The sequence below is a fragment of the Amycolatopsis sp. lyj-346 genome (assembly GCF_046548975.1).
Lineage (GTDB): Bacteria > Actinomycetota > Actinomycetes > Mycobacteriales > Pseudonocardiaceae > Amycolatopsis.
Map to the genome: position 1 here is coordinate 57,189 of NZ_JAJPWT010000017.1, position 13,300 is coordinate 70,488.

At 69.5% G+C, this 13,300-nt stretch carries 15 protein-coding genes; 6 read left to right on the plus strand and 9 right to left on the minus strand.

The window, feature by feature from the left end:
- Window positions 1–2: 2 nt before the first annotated feature.
- Window positions 3–329, minus strand: a complete 327-nt coding sequence (locus tag ACLJQE_RS35890; protein WP_410644000.1) for a hypothetical protein — start codon at window positions 327–329, stop codon at window positions 3–5.
- Between the two features lie 474 nt (window positions 330–803).
- Entirely contained in the window at window positions 804–2,078 is a 1,275-nt protein-coding gene (locus ACLJQE_RS35895; protein ID WP_410644001.1) for a vanadium-dependent haloperoxidase, read from the minus strand.
- Between the two features lie 206 nt (window positions 2,079–2,284).
- Here ACLJQE_RS35895 and ACLJQE_RS35900 point away from each other — a divergent pair, with 206 nt between their 5' ends.
- Both ACLJQE_RS35900 and ACLJQE_RS35905 read left to right on the plus strand, forming a co-directional pair.
- The gene (locus ACLJQE_RS35900) at window positions 2,285–3,106 is read left to right on the plus strand and encodes a helix-turn-helix domain-containing protein (protein ID WP_410644172.1); all 822 of its coding nucleotides are present in this window, start codon (window positions 2,285–2,287) and stop codon (window positions 3,104–3,106) included.
- Between the two features lie 65 nt (window positions 3,107–3,171).
- Window positions 3,172–3,753, plus strand: a complete 582-nt coding sequence (locus tag ACLJQE_RS35905) for a dihydrofolate reductase family protein (RefSeq protein ID WP_410644002.1) — start codon at window positions 3,172–3,174, stop codon at window positions 3,751–3,753.
- 33 nt (window positions 3,754–3,786) lie between these two features.
- Here ACLJQE_RS35905 and ACLJQE_RS35910 read toward each other — a convergent pair whose 3' ends face one another.
- Window positions 3,787–4,398 (minus strand): TetR/AcrR family transcriptional regulator, encoded by a 612-nt coding sequence (locus ACLJQE_RS35910; RefSeq protein ID WP_410644003.1) that lies wholly within the window; start codon window positions 4,396–4,398, stop codon window positions 3,787–3,789.
- 149 nt (window positions 4,399–4,547) lie between these two features.
- On the opposite strand from ACLJQE_RS35910, the gene ACLJQE_RS35915 reads away from it, so the two are divergent.
- The gene (locus ACLJQE_RS35915) at window positions 4,548–5,282 is read left to right on the plus strand and encodes an SDR family NAD(P)-dependent oxidoreductase (protein WP_410644004.1); all 735 of its coding nucleotides are present in this window, start codon (window positions 4,548–4,550) and stop codon (window positions 5,280–5,282) included.
- Here ACLJQE_RS35915 and ACLJQE_RS35920 read toward each other — a convergent pair.
- The 3 genes from ACLJQE_RS35920 to ACLJQE_RS35930 are packed head-to-tail and all read right to left on the minus strand — an operon-like array spanning window position 5,231 to window position 7,374.
- The gene (locus tag ACLJQE_RS35920) at window positions 5,231–5,428 is read right to left on the minus strand and encodes a hypothetical protein (protein WP_410644005.1); all 198 of its coding nucleotides are present in this window, start codon (window positions 5,426–5,428) and stop codon (window positions 5,231–5,233) included. The two genes, ACLJQE_RS35915 and ACLJQE_RS35920, sit on opposite strands and share 52 nt — an antisense overlap.
- Before the next feature lie 13 nt (window positions 5,429–5,441).
- Window positions 5,442–6,332, minus strand: coding sequence for an SDR family NAD(P)-dependent oxidoreductase (locus ACLJQE_RS35925; RefSeq protein ID WP_410644006.1), 891 nt, complete (start codon window positions 6,330–6,332; stop codon window positions 5,442–5,444).
- 46 nt (window positions 6,333–6,378) lie between these two features.
- Window positions 6,379–7,374, minus strand: coding sequence for an NADP-dependent oxidoreductase (locus tag ACLJQE_RS35930; protein WP_410644007.1), 996 nt, complete (start codon window positions 7,372–7,374; stop codon window positions 6,379–6,381).
- Between the two features lie 135 nt (window positions 7,375–7,509).
- Here ACLJQE_RS35930 and ACLJQE_RS35935 point away from each other — a divergent pair, with 135 nt between their 5' ends.
- The 3 genes from ACLJQE_RS35935 to ACLJQE_RS35945 all read left to right on the plus strand — a co-directional run bounded on the left by ACLJQE_RS35935 (window position 7,510) and on the right by ACLJQE_RS35945 (window position 9,894).
- Window positions 7,510–8,094 carry a TetR/AcrR family transcriptional regulator gene (locus ACLJQE_RS35935; RefSeq protein ID WP_410644008.1) on the plus strand — a complete coding sequence of 195 codons (585 nt, stop codon included), beginning with the start codon at window positions 7,510–7,512 and terminating at the stop codon, window positions 8,092–8,094.
- An 84-nt stretch (window positions 8,095–8,178) separates the two neighbouring features.
- Window positions 8,179–9,030, plus strand: a complete 852-nt coding sequence (locus ACLJQE_RS35940) for an alpha/beta fold hydrolase (protein ID WP_410644009.1) — start codon at window positions 8,179–8,181, stop codon at window positions 9,028–9,030.
- 15 nt (window positions 9,031–9,045) lie between these two features.
- On the plus strand, window positions 9,046–9,894 hold the full coding sequence (locus tag ACLJQE_RS35945) for an alpha/beta fold hydrolase (protein ID WP_410644010.1): 849 nt from the start codon (window positions 9,046–9,048) through the stop codon (window positions 9,892–9,894).
- A gap of 21 nt (window positions 9,895–9,915) precedes the next feature.
- Here the strand turns inward: ACLJQE_RS35945 and ACLJQE_RS35950 are convergent, their stop codons facing one another.
- From ACLJQE_RS35950 to ACLJQE_RS35960, 3 genes are all read right to left on the minus strand, one after another.
- Complete coding sequence (locus tag ACLJQE_RS35950) at window positions 9,916–11,130, minus strand: Ig-like domain-containing protein (protein ID WP_410644011.1); 1,215 nt, start codon at window positions 11,128–11,130, stop codon at window positions 9,916–9,918.
- A 111-nt stretch (window positions 11,131–11,241) separates the two neighbouring features.
- Window positions 11,242–12,093, minus strand: coding sequence for an alpha/beta fold hydrolase (locus tag ACLJQE_RS35955; RefSeq protein ID WP_410644012.1), 852 nt, complete (start codon window positions 12,091–12,093; stop codon window positions 11,242–11,244).
- A 31-nt stretch (window positions 12,094–12,124) separates the two neighbouring features.
- Window positions 12,125–13,297, minus strand: a complete 1,173-nt coding sequence (locus ACLJQE_RS35960; RefSeq protein ID WP_410644013.1) for a hypothetical protein — start codon at window positions 13,295–13,297, stop codon at window positions 12,125–12,127.
- Between the last annotated feature and the right edge of the window lie 3 nt (window positions 13,298–13,300).

Below are 13,300 nucleotides of genomic sequence, written 5' to 3' on the forward strand. Positions count from 1 at the left end.
ATCTAGAGCCCCTGGAGATAGGAGTCGACCAGCGAGTACCGGCCCAGCCGCTCGCCGCGCAGCTGCTGCCGACTGACCTCGCGTCCTTTGCGTACCAGCGAGTTCACCAGCACCGGCGTGGACACCCCAACGTAGATCGCGCCCCAGTAGGTGGTGGCCGGCAGCGCCAGCGCCAGCAGCCCGCCCAGCCCCGCGAACGCCAGCGATACCACCAGATAGAACCAGGACCACTGGAACCGGTCCGGATCGTGGCGAATCCCATACAGCCGGACGATCTCCGGTGCCAGTGCCCCGGCCATACCCAACAAGAAGACGACTGCTGAACTCACCGAGCAAAGCTACCTCATCCACGCAGCCGCCAATCCCTTTTCGGATTCGGCTGTTCGGGTGCATTCCGTGCCCCCACAAGGACGCGTCGCCAGTCCACGCAGGTCAGCGCCGTGACTTGCGTTAGATATGCGCCGCACACACCGTAATTCCGTAACCGCGCTCTCATGCCGCGTGGAGTGCATTCGCGGAAGTGTTGGAGGGGCGCTCAGCTCGACCGCCTGAACAACCTCACCCCCGCGGCAGGCGAGCGCCACGACGAGACGAACATGGCCGGCATCGACCGCTGACCGCCGGCGCCGCCTTCCACCGGATCCGCTCCCCATGCGCCCCAATGTGGCCTTGGGTGCGTTCAACGCACCGAAGGCCACCTTGGGTGCGTTCAACGCACCGAAGGCCACATTGGGGCGCATGACTGGGCAAGGTCAAGCGCGCGGCAACAGCCCCGCCGGTGTCCACGACACGAACCGGTTTGTCTACAATGGACAACTGCCGTGGTGGGTGGGTCCGGTTCGCTTCAGCAGCCGGGTGGCGAGTACTTCGTTCGCGACGCTGCGGCCGATGGCGAGACCCGCCTGGTTGCTGAATTCGAAGTGCTGTCCGCCGAAGACCCGCGACCGGCCGGCCTCCGCTGCGGCCGCGGAGAAGCTCGGGTAGGTGCGTGCCTGGCCGCCCGGGGCGGTGTCCGTGGTGTGCGTGAAACGGATGTTGTCCGCGCAGAAGAACCCGGCCAGCACGGCAGCCGCCGCGCTGCTGTAGGAGCTGTGGCCGGACGGGTATTCCGGTGTTCCGCCGGTGCTGCCGGCCCGCGGGGCCCAGTCCGGGTTCGGCTGCGTCGACGGGTTTCCGTCGGTTTCCGCCTCGCGGATCGCCGTGGCGGGACGCCAGTGGCGGTAGGTGAACTTGGTGGCCACGGTGGGGACCGTGGTGTCGGCCAGCGTCATCGTCAGCAAGGCCATGAGACGCGCCGACGTGGGCAACGGCAGGTCGTCGGACAGGGTCAGCGCGATCTTCACCCACTCGCCCGGGGGCTGGCCGGTGCCGGCCGGGACGGACCAGAACTGGAAGGTGGCGAGCTTGTCGGGCGCGGGTATCCCGGCGTCGCCGAGCAGGGCCACCTCGGCCAAGGCGGCGGCGTAGTCCAGGCTGTCCAAGGCAGGTGGCGGACCCGGCAGGTGCCCGGCGGGGTTGAGCACGGCAAACGGGCGGACGTTGCGGTACTGCACGCCGGACCACTCGGCTCGGAAGACTCCGGGGCCCGAGCCGGCGGGCTGGCTTTGCGCCGGAACCGAGCCGTCGTCGGCTCGGGAGGCCAGCACGCGCCGGGCGACCTCATGCCCCCAGTGCACTCCCGCGTCGCGCTGCCGGCCGGGGCGCAGACCGGCCAGGTCGGCCTGGAGCTGCGTGTCGTAGCCGGCGGTCCGGCCGGGGTCCAGCCGGACGAGGACGGCGTGTGCCGCGGCGACGGCCGCGGCACGGGGATCGGCGCCGCGTGGGCCGGGGCCGGGGACCAGCGCGTGGGCGCGTGCCGGGACGGCGAGTCCGTTGACCGCGTCGTAGACGGCCGTGTTGAGCATCGCGTAGGTGCGGGCGGCGTCGGCGTCCGTGGCGCGGGTCGCGCGTACCGCGGCCAAGGCGAACTCGTTCCACACTCGCACGCTGTCCGACCGTGGCTCGGCGGCCGCGGGTGCGGGTGGGCTCAACCCGGCTCCGGCCAGACCGAGCACCAGGGCCAAGACGATCTTCTTCACGGCCTCGCCTCCCGCGTCGCCCGAGTCGCCCGGGGAATTCGCCGGCCCGACGGTCCTATCGTGTCGTGAATCCGGCACCCCGGCGACGGCCACTCGAGGGTGACCCGGCTGGTACGAACGGACCTCGGGCCACTCGCGGCCGACGTCCCGGCGCGCGATGCCGGCGAGGCGTCGGCGATGCTGTGGGCGTGGAGTACGTGTCCAGAGTGCCGCGGCCGCCGCTGGACGGGCTGATCGACGACCTCTACTACCTGGCGGGTGTGCCGCCGTACGCCCGGCTGACGCTGCCGCCGATGCCCGCGGCGCTGCTCATCGTCAACCTCGGGGCGCCGTTCCGCATCCGCGCCGGCACCGGCAGCGAGACGGCCGAGTACGCCGACGGCTGCGTGGTCACCATGCCCACCCGCGCGTTGGAGTTCGGCTACCCCGTCCCCACCCGGTCCGTCGGCGTGCACTTCAAGCCGTGGGGGCCGGCGCCGTTCCTGCCGATGCCCGCGGCCGAGCTGTGTGACCGGCCCGTGCCGGTCGAGCAGGTCTGGGGCCGGCCCGCCGTTGCCGAGCTGCGAGACCGGCTGGCCACGGCGGACGGGCCGCACGCGATGCTGACGCTGCTCGAGGAGGAGCTGAGGCGACGGCTGCGCGAGACCGCCGGCCTGGGGCTGGTCCGCCACACGAGCAGCGTCATCGCCGCGACCGGCGGGGCGGCGGCGATCGGCGACCTGAGCGTGGCTGCCGGTGTCAGCAGCACTCATCTGGCCCGGCGGTTCAAGGAGCTCATCGGCGTCACGCCGAAGCGGCTGGCCCGCACCCACCGCTTCGCCGCCACCGTGTTCGCGATCGACGCGGCCGGACCGGTCGACTGGGGCGCCCTCGCCGGTGGCGCGGGCTACTTCGACCAGGCCCACTTCGGCCACGAGTTCCGGGCGTTCACCGGGCTCACGCCGACCCGGTACATCGAAGTCCGGCGGCGGTTCCTGCGCGAACACCCCGGCCACGTGCTGGACAGCTGGCCGCTGCCCGCCGATTGATTTCTTACAAGAGCGGCCGCTCGCGACCCGCTAGTTTGGGGCACCCCGAAGCAGAGGAGAGCCCCGTGGGCAAGGTGGTCATGTACAGCTCGGTGTCGGTGGACGGCTTCGTCGCCGACGAGAACGACCAGCCCGGGCCGCTGTTCGACTGGTTGTCCGGCGGTGACGTCCCGTTGGACGAAAGCGGCGAGGTGAAGGTGTCACAGACGTCCCACGACTACACCCGGCCGTACTGGGACGGGATCGGGGCGACGATCGTCGGCCGCCACGTCTTCGACCTCACGGACGGCTGGGGCGGGAAGCCCCCGGGCGGGATCGACCACGTGGTCGTCGTGACGCACCGGCCGGAGCCCGAGGGCTGGGACCCCGGGGCGCCGTTTCACTTCGTCGACGGCGTCGAGGCAGCCGTGGCCAAGGCGCAGGAGCTGGCGGGCGACCGCCTGGTCGAGGTCGCCGCCGGCGACGTCGGAGGCCAGGTGCTTGCCGCGGGCCTGGTCGACGAGGTGCGCATGGACGTCGTCCCCGTCGTGTTCGGGTCCGGAAAGCGCTACTTCGGGCCGGTCGACGCCCAGCACCTGCTGGAGGACCCTGACGCGGTGATCCAGGGCAACCGGGTGCTCCACCTGCGTTATCGGGTGCGCCGTTGACCGGGCAGGCCCGTGAGCGGGCCGCGGACACCGTCACGGCCGTGAAGGCTTTGGTGCGGGGATGGCGTTGTCGATGAGGACGGCGGCGATGGCGGCGGCCGTGGGGAAGGTTTCCGTGTTGAGGGCTCGGTTGCGGGCCGAGGCGCCATCGAGGAGCAGCGCCAGTTGTTCGCCGAGCTGTTCGGGGTTCGCGGCGCCGGCTTCGCGGGCGGTTTCGGCGAGCCGGGCGGAGACGGCTTTTTTGTAGTCGTGCGCACGTTGGCGTGCGGGGTGGTGCGGGTCGGGGATTTCGACGGACGCCGCGATGAAGGGGCACAGTGGCGTGATGTCGTCCTGTGTCACGGTCGTAGGTAGCTCGAAGGCCGCGAGGAGTCGTTCGCGAGGCGTGAGGTCGGTGCGGTCGAACACTCCCGGCATGACGTCGGGATCGAGTCGGCGCAGGTATTCGGCGACGAGTTCGTCTTTGCCGGCGAAGTGCTGGTAGGCCGTGCGCTTCGACACCTGGGCCGCCGCGCAGAGCTGGTCCATGCCGGTCTGGTTGATGCCTTGCTCACGGAACAGCTGTTGTGACGCGCTGAGGATGCGCTCGCGAGCGCCCCTGCCGCGGCGCACGCCTCGGGGGCCCTTTTCCACCTCCTCCGTCATGCCCTGAGCATAGCCCAGCTGGGTAACGACCGGTGTACATAGCTTGTGGTCCGACCGGGCATCCGCTACGTTATGTACACAGTTCGGTGTACATAGCCGCTGGGTCGAATGCGCTGTGTCGAATGCCCAGCCAGTCAAAGGGAGTGATCGTGGGAAAGCTCGATGGCAAGGTCGCGGTGATCACCGGCGGAACAAGTGGCATGGCGCTGGCCGGCGCCAAGCTGTTCGTCGATGAAGGAGCACACGTATTCCTCTCGGGCCGGCGGCGGGAAGCGCTGGACGACGCCGTCAAGCTGATCGGCCGGAACGTGACCGGCGTGCAGGGCGATGCGGCCGACCTGGCGGACCTGGACCGGTTGTTCGACACGGTCAAGCAGGAAAAGGGTGCGATCGACGTGCTGTGGGCCAGTGCCGGGACAGGCGAGCAGCGCCGGCTCGGCGAGATCACCGAGGAGCACTTCGATGCCACCTTCGGGCTCAACGCGCGCGGCACGCTGTTCACGGTGCAGAAGGCGCTGCCGCTGCTCAACGACGGCGGCTCGATCTTCATGACCGGGTCGAACGCGTCGGTCAAGGGCTATCCCGAGTGGAGTGTGTACGCGGCGAGCAAGGCCGTGCTGCAGGCCTACGCTCGCGTGTGGCTGTCCGAGTTGAAGGACCGGCGGATCCGGGTGAACGTGCTGATGCCCGGCCAGGTCGCCACACCGAAGCAGGACGAGTTGTTCGACGAGGCGACGAAGCGGCAGTTCGAGTCCCTGATCCCGCGGGGAGAGATGGGCCGCCCCGAGGAGATCGCGACGGTCGCGTTGTTCCTCGCCTCGGACGACTCGAGCTACGTGAACGGGATGGAACTGGCCGTCGACGGCGGCGTCGCGGCGATCTGAGCGGCAGAAAGCCGGCGCGGCCGGGCGTCGTGCAGCATTTCGGTGATCCACACGGCGAAGTCCCGGTAGTTCCAGGTGTGGCGCAGGCACACCGCGGAGTACGTCTCCAGGCCGCTCTTGCCCCCGCCCTGCACGAAGTCCCGCACCGCTACTCGGGCATCACGAAATTTTCCGAGCCGTTTTGAACTCCTTGCCGGCCTTGGTTCCTCCGTCGACCAAGATGTCGACCCCGGTCAGATAGCCCGGTGCTTCACTCGCGCAGAACGCGAGCACCGCCGCGACCTCCTCGGGCTTGCCGAATCGCTTGATCGCCGCCGACTTCACCAGTGCGCCGGCCCCGTGGTTCTCCTCCAGCCGCCCCATCGCGGTGTCGAAGCTGCCCGGAGAGACGGAAAGGACCCGTGCTCCCCGCTCGCCGAACTCGGCCGCGAGGTATCGGCTGTACCACTGGACGAAGTTCTTGCTGATCGCGTAGGCCAGTCCGGGCTTCAGCTTCCGGCCGGCGAACTTCGCGCGACTGACGATCGCCTTCTCGAAGTCGTCAGGGCGTTGCTCGGCCAGCCGGAAAGCACGACGCGGAACGAAGAACCCGGGAACGCTGTGCCCGGCGGTCGAGGCCACATTGACGAGTGCGTCACCGTTCACGGCCCGCGCGAGGAAGGCCCGCGCGATGTTGACCGTGCCGGTCGCGTTGATCCGGGCCATGCGTTCGGCCGTACCCATGTGCGGACTGACGCCGGCGGCGTGGACCACGGCGCGAACGTGACCGCCCGCCGGCTCCGCACGCTGGAACAGCTGCTCGACGGACGCCTTGTCGGTGATGTCGCAAACCACGCCGGTCGCGTCGACTTCGGCCACCGCCAGCTCGCGCACCGCATCGTCGAGGCGCGTCCGGTCGAGGTCCGCCAGCACGATCCGGTGATCGTGCCCCATGAGCTTCGCCGTGGCCAGCCCCATGCCGCCGGTCCCGCCGGTGATGATCGCGGCAGGGTGAGCAGTCGGCATGTTCGGGTCCTCGTCGTGGGATCGGATCTTCGAGACGAAGAGCATCCTCGTCCATCCCGGCCACCGCCCGCCAGTTGGCCGGGGCAGCGCGTCAGACGACCTCGACGACGACCTTGCCCTTCGCGCGTCCTTTGTCGACGTACGCCATGGCCTCGGCGGTCGAGTCGAGCGGGAAGGTCCGGTCCAGCACCGGCTTGACGGCCCCCGAGTCGATGAGGGCGGTGATTTCGCGGAGCTGGGCTCCGCTGGCCCGCATGAAGAGGAACTCGTAGCCGACCTGACGACGCTTGGCCGCCTTGCGGGTGCGATGGCTCAGCACCCCCATGATCGGCCCGAGAGTCCGGGGCCTGCCGAGCTGCCGGGCGAAGCCGGGGTCCGGTGGGCCGGAAAGCGAAATGAGCTTTCCGCCCGGCTTCATCACGCGGAGGGACTTCTTGAGCGTCTCGTTGTCCAGGCTGTGCAGCACCACGTCGTAGTCGTGCAGGACGGTTTCGAAGTCGTCGCTCCGGTAATCGATCACGACGTCCGCGCCGAGGCGCTCGACCAGGTCGGCGTTGGGGGCGCTGGTGGTCGTGGCGACGGTCGCGCCGAGGTGCTTGGCCAGCTGGATCGCGAACGTGCCCACGCCGCCGGAGCCGGCCTGGACGAACACCTTCTGGCCGGCCCGCAGGCCGGCGATTTCGACCAGGGCCTGCCAGGCGGTCAGCGCGACCAGCGGGACGGCGGCCGCTTCCGCCATCGTGAGCTGTTCGGGCTTCGGCGCCAGGTCGGCTTCGGCGACGGCGATGAATTCGGCGAACGTGCCGATCCGGTCCTTGCCGGGCCGCGCGTAGACCTCGTCGCCGGGCTTGAACTCGCGGACACCCGGCCCGACCCGGGCCACCACGCCGGCCACGTCGTTGCCCAGGACGAGCGGCAGGCGGTAGGGAAGGACGAGTTTGAACTCGCCGTCCCTGATCTTGGAGTCCAGCGCGTTGACGCCGGCCGCGTGGACCTGGACCAGCACGTCGTGCTCGCCCACCTCGGGCACCGGCACGTCGCCGACCCGGACACCGCCGCCGTAGCGATCGACGATGACTGCCTTCATGGCGCAACCCCTCCACTTTGAATTATGACCATACTACAATAAGCGAACGCCTACGCCGGGGCAAGACATGGGGCGAATTGAGATTATGACCGTACTAACATGAGGTGACGGGTCGAGCGAGCGGAGAAGCGCGTGGTGCGGTACGGCAAAGAACACAAGCTGGCGACGAGGCAGCGGATCATCGAGACAGCCGGCCGCCGGCTCAAGCGGGACGGGATCGACGGCTCCGGGGTCGCCACGCTCATGGCGGACGCGGGGCTGACCAACGGCGCCTTCTACGCCCACTTCGAATCCAAGGAGGACCTGGTCGCCACCGCGGTTTCCGAGCAGCTGCGCGGCCAGCGGGAGTGGCTCACCTCGTTCGCGCCGGGCCGCGACGGCGTCGAGCAGATGGTGCGCGCCTACCTCTCGCCCGAACACCGCGACCACCCCGAGGAGGGCTGTCCGTCCGCCGCGCTGCTGGACGAGCTCGGCCGGTGCACGGATCCGACCAAGCAGACCTACACGGGCAGCATGCTGGCCGTCATCGACGACATCGCCGCGCGGCTCGAGCCACGCGACCCGGAGTCGGCACGCGCCAAGACCCTCGGCATCTACGCCCTGCTGATCGGGACCCTCCAGCTGTCCCGCGCCGTGGCCGACCCGCAGCTCGCCGACAGCCTCCTCGAGCAGGGGATCCGCAACGCCTTGATGTTGCTGGACGCCGCTCCGGAGGAATGAAAAGCCCTCCACCGGTCCCCTCACGACAGCCGGGTCCGCCGAGCCGCTTGCGTCCCTCATAGAATTATGGTCATAATATAAAGCATGACGACGTACACGGCTGACACCTTGGAGAACCACACCGCCGCCGGGCCCTCCGCGGTGTTCACCTACCGCCGCACCGGCCCGCGGGGCGGCGTGCCGCTGGTCCTGCTGATGCGGTTCCGCGGCACCATCGACTGGTGGGACCCGGAGTTCGTCGACCGCCTCGCCGAGGACCGCGACGTCATCCTGTTCGACAACGTCGGCATCGGGTACACCGGCGGCGAGCCGCGCGACACGTCCGAAGGGTTCGCCGACGGGGCGATCGAGTTCATCGAGACACTCGGCCTGACGCAGGTCGATCTGCTCGGCTGGTCACTCGGTGGCATCGTGGCGCAGCACGTCGCCCTCCGCCGGCCCGGCCTCGTGCGCAAGATCGTCGTGGCGGGCAGCAGCGGGCCGGGCGTGGCGCCGGGCACCCCGGAGATGAGCGAGCGGGTGCTGTCCATCATGGCCAAGCCGGACGCGGACGCCGAGGACCTGCTCCACCTCTTCTACCCCGAGACCGAACCGGCCCGCGCCGCCGGGCTCGCGCACCTGGCCAAGGTCGCCAAGCGCCTCGAAAGCGGCGGTCCCGCGGTCACGGAGCACGCCGCCCAGGGTCAGCTCGCCGCCGTGGGGCGGCTCCTGGCCGTGGACTGGGAGCAGCTCAAGGCCCAGCTCCAGGCGATCACCCAGCCCGTCCTGTACGCCAACGGCCTGCACGACGTGATGATCCCCGCCGTCGCCTCCTACAAGGCGGTCGAGCAGGTCCCCGACTCCCGGCTCGTCGTCTACAGCGACGCCGGCCACGCGTTCCTGTTCCAGCACATCGACGAGTTCGCCGCCCAGGTCACCCTCTTCCTCCAAGACTGAACGAAGGACACCGCCGTGAACAGCAATCTGCTCGCCTCCTACCAGGACGCACCCACCCGCACCGTCTCCGCCGGCGGCGTCGGCTTCGCCTACCGGGAACTCGGCCCGAAGACCGGTGTCCCGGTGGTCTTCCTGACGCACCTGGCCGCGGTCCTGGACAACTGGGACCCGCGGGTCGTCGACGGCATCGCCGCGCACCACCGGGTCATCACCTTCGACAACCGCGGCGTGGGCGCGTCCACCGGCTCCACCCCGAAGACCATCGAGGCGATGGCGGCCGACGCCGTCACCTTCATCCGGGCGCTCGGCCTGACGAAGGTGGATCTGCTGGGGTTCTCGATGGGCGGCATGATCGCGCAGGTGATCGCCCAGGCCGAGCCGGAGCTGGTCCGCAAGCTGGTCATCGCCGGCACCGGCCCCGCGGGGGGCGAGGGCATCGAGAACGTGACCCGGATTTCCCACCTGGACACGCTCCGCGCGCTGCTCACCCTCCAGGACCCCAAGCAGTTCCTCTTCTTCACCCGGACGTCGGCCGGGAAGCGGGCGGGCAAGGAGTTCCTGGCGCGGTTGAAGGAGCGGAAGACCAACCGGGACAAGGCGATCTCGCTGCCGGCCTACTTCGCTCAGCTCAAGGCCATCCATCGCTGGGGACTGGCCGAACCGGCCGACCTGTCGGTGATCCACCAGCCCGTGCTGGTCGCGAACGGTGACCACGACCGGATGGTGCCGACGGAGAACAGCCGCGATCTGGCCCGCCGGCTGCCCGACAGTGAACTGGTGATCTACCCCGACGCCGGCCACGGCGGTATCTTCCAGTTCCACGGCCGGTTCGTCGAGAAGACCCTCGAATTCCTCGCCCGGTAGAACCCCCGGTGCACCAAGAGCTCAGCCGCGCAGGGCGCTGCCGGCCTGCCAGGCGCTCCAGCTGATGGCCCAGTCACCGTGGCCGTTGTTGATGGCCAGCTGCGGGCCACCCGAGTTGGTGATCTCGACGACGTCGCCGACGTTGAAGTTGTCGAAGAACCACTTGGCGTTCTCGGTGTTCATGTTGAGGCAGCCGTTGGAGACGTTGTCGCTGCCCTGCACCCCGACCGTCTTCAGGTTCTCGTGCAGGTATTCGCCGTCGGCGGAGATCCGGACGTTCCAGTTCTCCGGTGCGCTGTAGTAGCCGGGGTCGCCTTCGCACACGCCGTAGGTGCAGGAGTCCATGATCTTGTGGGCCTCCTTCGACAGCACGGTGTGCGTGCCGTTGAAGGTCGGCGTCGGGCCCCGCGGCGGGGTGTTGGCGGTCTTGCCCATGCTGATCGGCGCGGTCTTCACCAGCTGCCCGTTGTGGAACGCCTTGATCTGGTGCGTCTTGCCGTCCGCCTTGGCGATCCAGGAGTCGTGCACCTTGTAGGTGGCCGAGACGTCCTGGCCGCCGTACACGCCACCCCCGATCGGCACGCCGAAGGTGGTGGTCTCGAGCTTCACGGTCGAGCCGGCCTTCCAGTAGTCCTGGGGCCGGAAGTGCGCTTCGCGCTTGTTCACCCAGTACCAGCCGCCGCCCTGGGCGGGCGAGGACGTCACCTTGAAGGACTTCTCCGCCGCGGCCTTGTCGATGATGTCGTGATCGAACTTCAGGCCGATGATCAGGCCGACGCCGAAATCGCCCGACGCCGGCTGGAAGAGCGCGGGAGTGGCCACCCCGGACGGCTTGAGCGTGCGCACCTCCCCGCGCTGCTCGGTCGCCGCCCCGGCCTGGTTCACCGCGGTGGCGACCACCTGGTACGTGGCGCCGTACCGGAGGGAGTCCTTGCTGGTCCACGTCGCTTTGTCGGGCGAGAGTTCGCCCTTGACGGTGTTGCCGGTCTGCGGGTTCGTGACCGAGACCGCCTGCAACGTGCCACCCGACGCCTTGACGACGATCGGGTCCTTCGGGCTCAGCTGGTCCCCGGCCCCGGGGGTGAACGCCACGGTCGCGGCCGGCACCCCGGGCGCGGTCGCCGCCCCGGTCACACCGATCGCGCCGACCGGCAGCGCGGCCCCCACGGTCTCGGTCGGTCCACTACACGCGGCCAGCAGCAGGGCCGCCAGGCCGAGCCCGGCGATACGGATCACTCTCACGCTCCACCAGACGTCCCACCCCGCCCGAAGTTGTGTAACGATCCGATCAGGTGAACGGGGTGATCGGCCACGGCCCGGGTCGGGTGTGACGGGCAGGCCGAAAGCCTAGGTGGCCGCCAGGGCGTCCTTGACCGCCGCGGCCACGGCGTCGGGGGCTTCCAGCGGTGCCGCGTGGCCGACTCCCGGCAGTACCCGGATCTCCGCGTTCGGCAGCAGCTCCGCCATGACTCCGGTGTCGGCGACGCTCGTCATCGGGTCCTGGCCGCCGACCAGGAAGATCACCTTGGCCGGGATCCCGGCGGCCGTGCGCTCGAATTCGCGCCAGTAGTGGCGGTTCTTCCACAGTCCCGCGATCGTCCGCGCGTTGCCCGCCTCCTCCATCAGGGAATCGCGGGCTTCGCGGGACGCGAGTGCCGGGCGCGAGACGAGCCGGCGGCCCACCAGCAGCCGGCTCGACCACTCGCGGCCGGCTATCGCCCGTTTCACCACCGGCGGGACCGGGGTACCGACCAGCGCGAACAGCCGCAGGTAGGACAGGCGTGACGTCGTGGCGCCCGGAACCCGGCGCAGCGGCCGGTCGATGAACCTCGCCACGCTCGACAGGCCGCCGTTGGCCAGCACCGCCGAACGCACCACCGACGGCAGCTCGTGCGCGATGACCAGCGCCACGAACGCGCCGACCGAATGGGACACCACCGTCACGCGGTCGCGGCCGGCCGCCGTCAGCTCGGCGGCGATCGCCGCACCGAGCTGGGAGACCGTCGGGCGGGCGTTGCCGAACGCCGCGTGCGCCAGCACCGGGGCGCCGTACGCGAGGTCCGCGTCCACGCCGTCCAGCCGGCGGATCACGAAGTCCCATTGCCGTTTGTTGCCGCTCATTCCCGGCAGAAAGAGGACCAGCGGGCGACCGGGACGGAATTCGGTGATCGGCTCCAGCAGGCTGGGGATTTCGGCCACGCCACGCCTCCTCGCCAGAGTTTGCCGGATCCTAACGCTTCAGCAGCCACGAAACAAGCGCGAGCACGATCGGGGCAAGCAGGTAGACGAATACCGCGGTGAGCGTCGCCCGGGTCCGGAACGGCAGGTCCGGGTTCTGCCAGATCTTTTCCGCCTCTTCGGCCGCCTCTTTCTTTTCCTCTTCCGTTTGCGCGGAGCCGAGCCGGTCGTCGACGTAATTCTGTTTCGCCTGCAACACGGATTTGTGCGCGATCATCGTCGGGTAGATGACGAGCGTGCTGTTGACGATCATCACGGTGGTGACGATGAAGAACGTCCACTGCGTGAACGGCAGCCACACGATGCACACGCCGAGCGTCGTCACGAAGTGCGCGAGCGTCGACCCGTACGTCCACTGCATGAACCGGCGCAGCGTCCGCAGGCCCCAGAAACCGTCGTTGTTCGCCCGCAGGTAGGGCGTGACGCCGAAGCCGACGGTGGTCGCCGTCTGCGCGAAGATCGCGAAGATCAGGCCCATGAGCAGCTGCTTGAGCACGAAGTAGAACATGTACGTGCCCAGCAGCCAGAGCAGGACGGCCATCACCGGGTGCGCGCTGCCGTTCGCCCACCAGCCGGCGTAGACGGCCGCGCGCCACGGCTCGATCCTGCCCGGCACCGGGTTCCACCCCGCCAGCAAGCCGCTCGTCTGGAGGTAGCGCAGCAGGAAGTACGCGCCGATCCCGCTGAGCACGAACAGCGAGAGCGACACCTTCTTCGCACCGATCCGCCGGAACCGCCGGTTGGCGCGCATGATGAGGACCTGGGCCTCGCGCGGGTCGAAGTGCGGGACGTCGTCGCCGATGTTGCGCACGGTCATCGGGATGAAGTCGCGGATGGACTCGACCTGCTCGAGGCAGAACAGCGGCGTGGCCAGCGCCGTGAAGAGGACGACGAGCGCCACCGGGTCCTGCAGCAACGGCATCCCGATGCCGTCGAACCGCGCCGGGGCCCGCACGATCGCGGTGATCGCCGACGGCCCGTCCGACGTGGCGATCAGCACCTGCTGCTGCCCGGCGAGCGCGAGGATCACCAGCGCCGTGAACACGCCGAGCGAGGTGAACCCGGCCTTGGCGCGCAGCGGGCGCGTCGACCCGGTGAGCAGCCGGTTGCGGCCGAACGACCGCCCGATCAGCTGGGGTTTGAGGCTGTCCAGCGACACCGCCATCGC

Bases quoted from the DNA above. Each gene is read 5' to 3' on its own strand.
- ACLJQE_RS35910 (WP_410644003.1), bottom strand. From the start codon at position 4,398: ATGACGGAGGAGGTGGAAAAGGGCCCCCGAGGCGTGCGCCGCGGCAGG.
- ACLJQE_RS35925 (WP_410644006.1), bottom strand. From the start codon at position 6,332: ATGCTCTTCGTCTCGAAGATCCGATCCCACGACGAGGACCCGAACATG.
- ACLJQE_RS35930 (WP_410644007.1), bottom strand. From the start codon at position 7,374: ATGAAGGCAGTCATCGTCGATCGCTACGGCGGCGGTGTCCGGGTCGGC.
- ACLJQE_RS35940 (WP_410644009.1), top strand. From the start codon at position 8,179: ATGACGACGTACACGGCTGACACCTTGGAGAACCACACCGCCGCCGGG.
- ACLJQE_RS35960 (WP_410644013.1), bottom strand. From the start codon at position 13,297: ATGGCGGTGTCGCTGGACAGCCTCAAACCCCAGCTGATCGGGCGGTCG.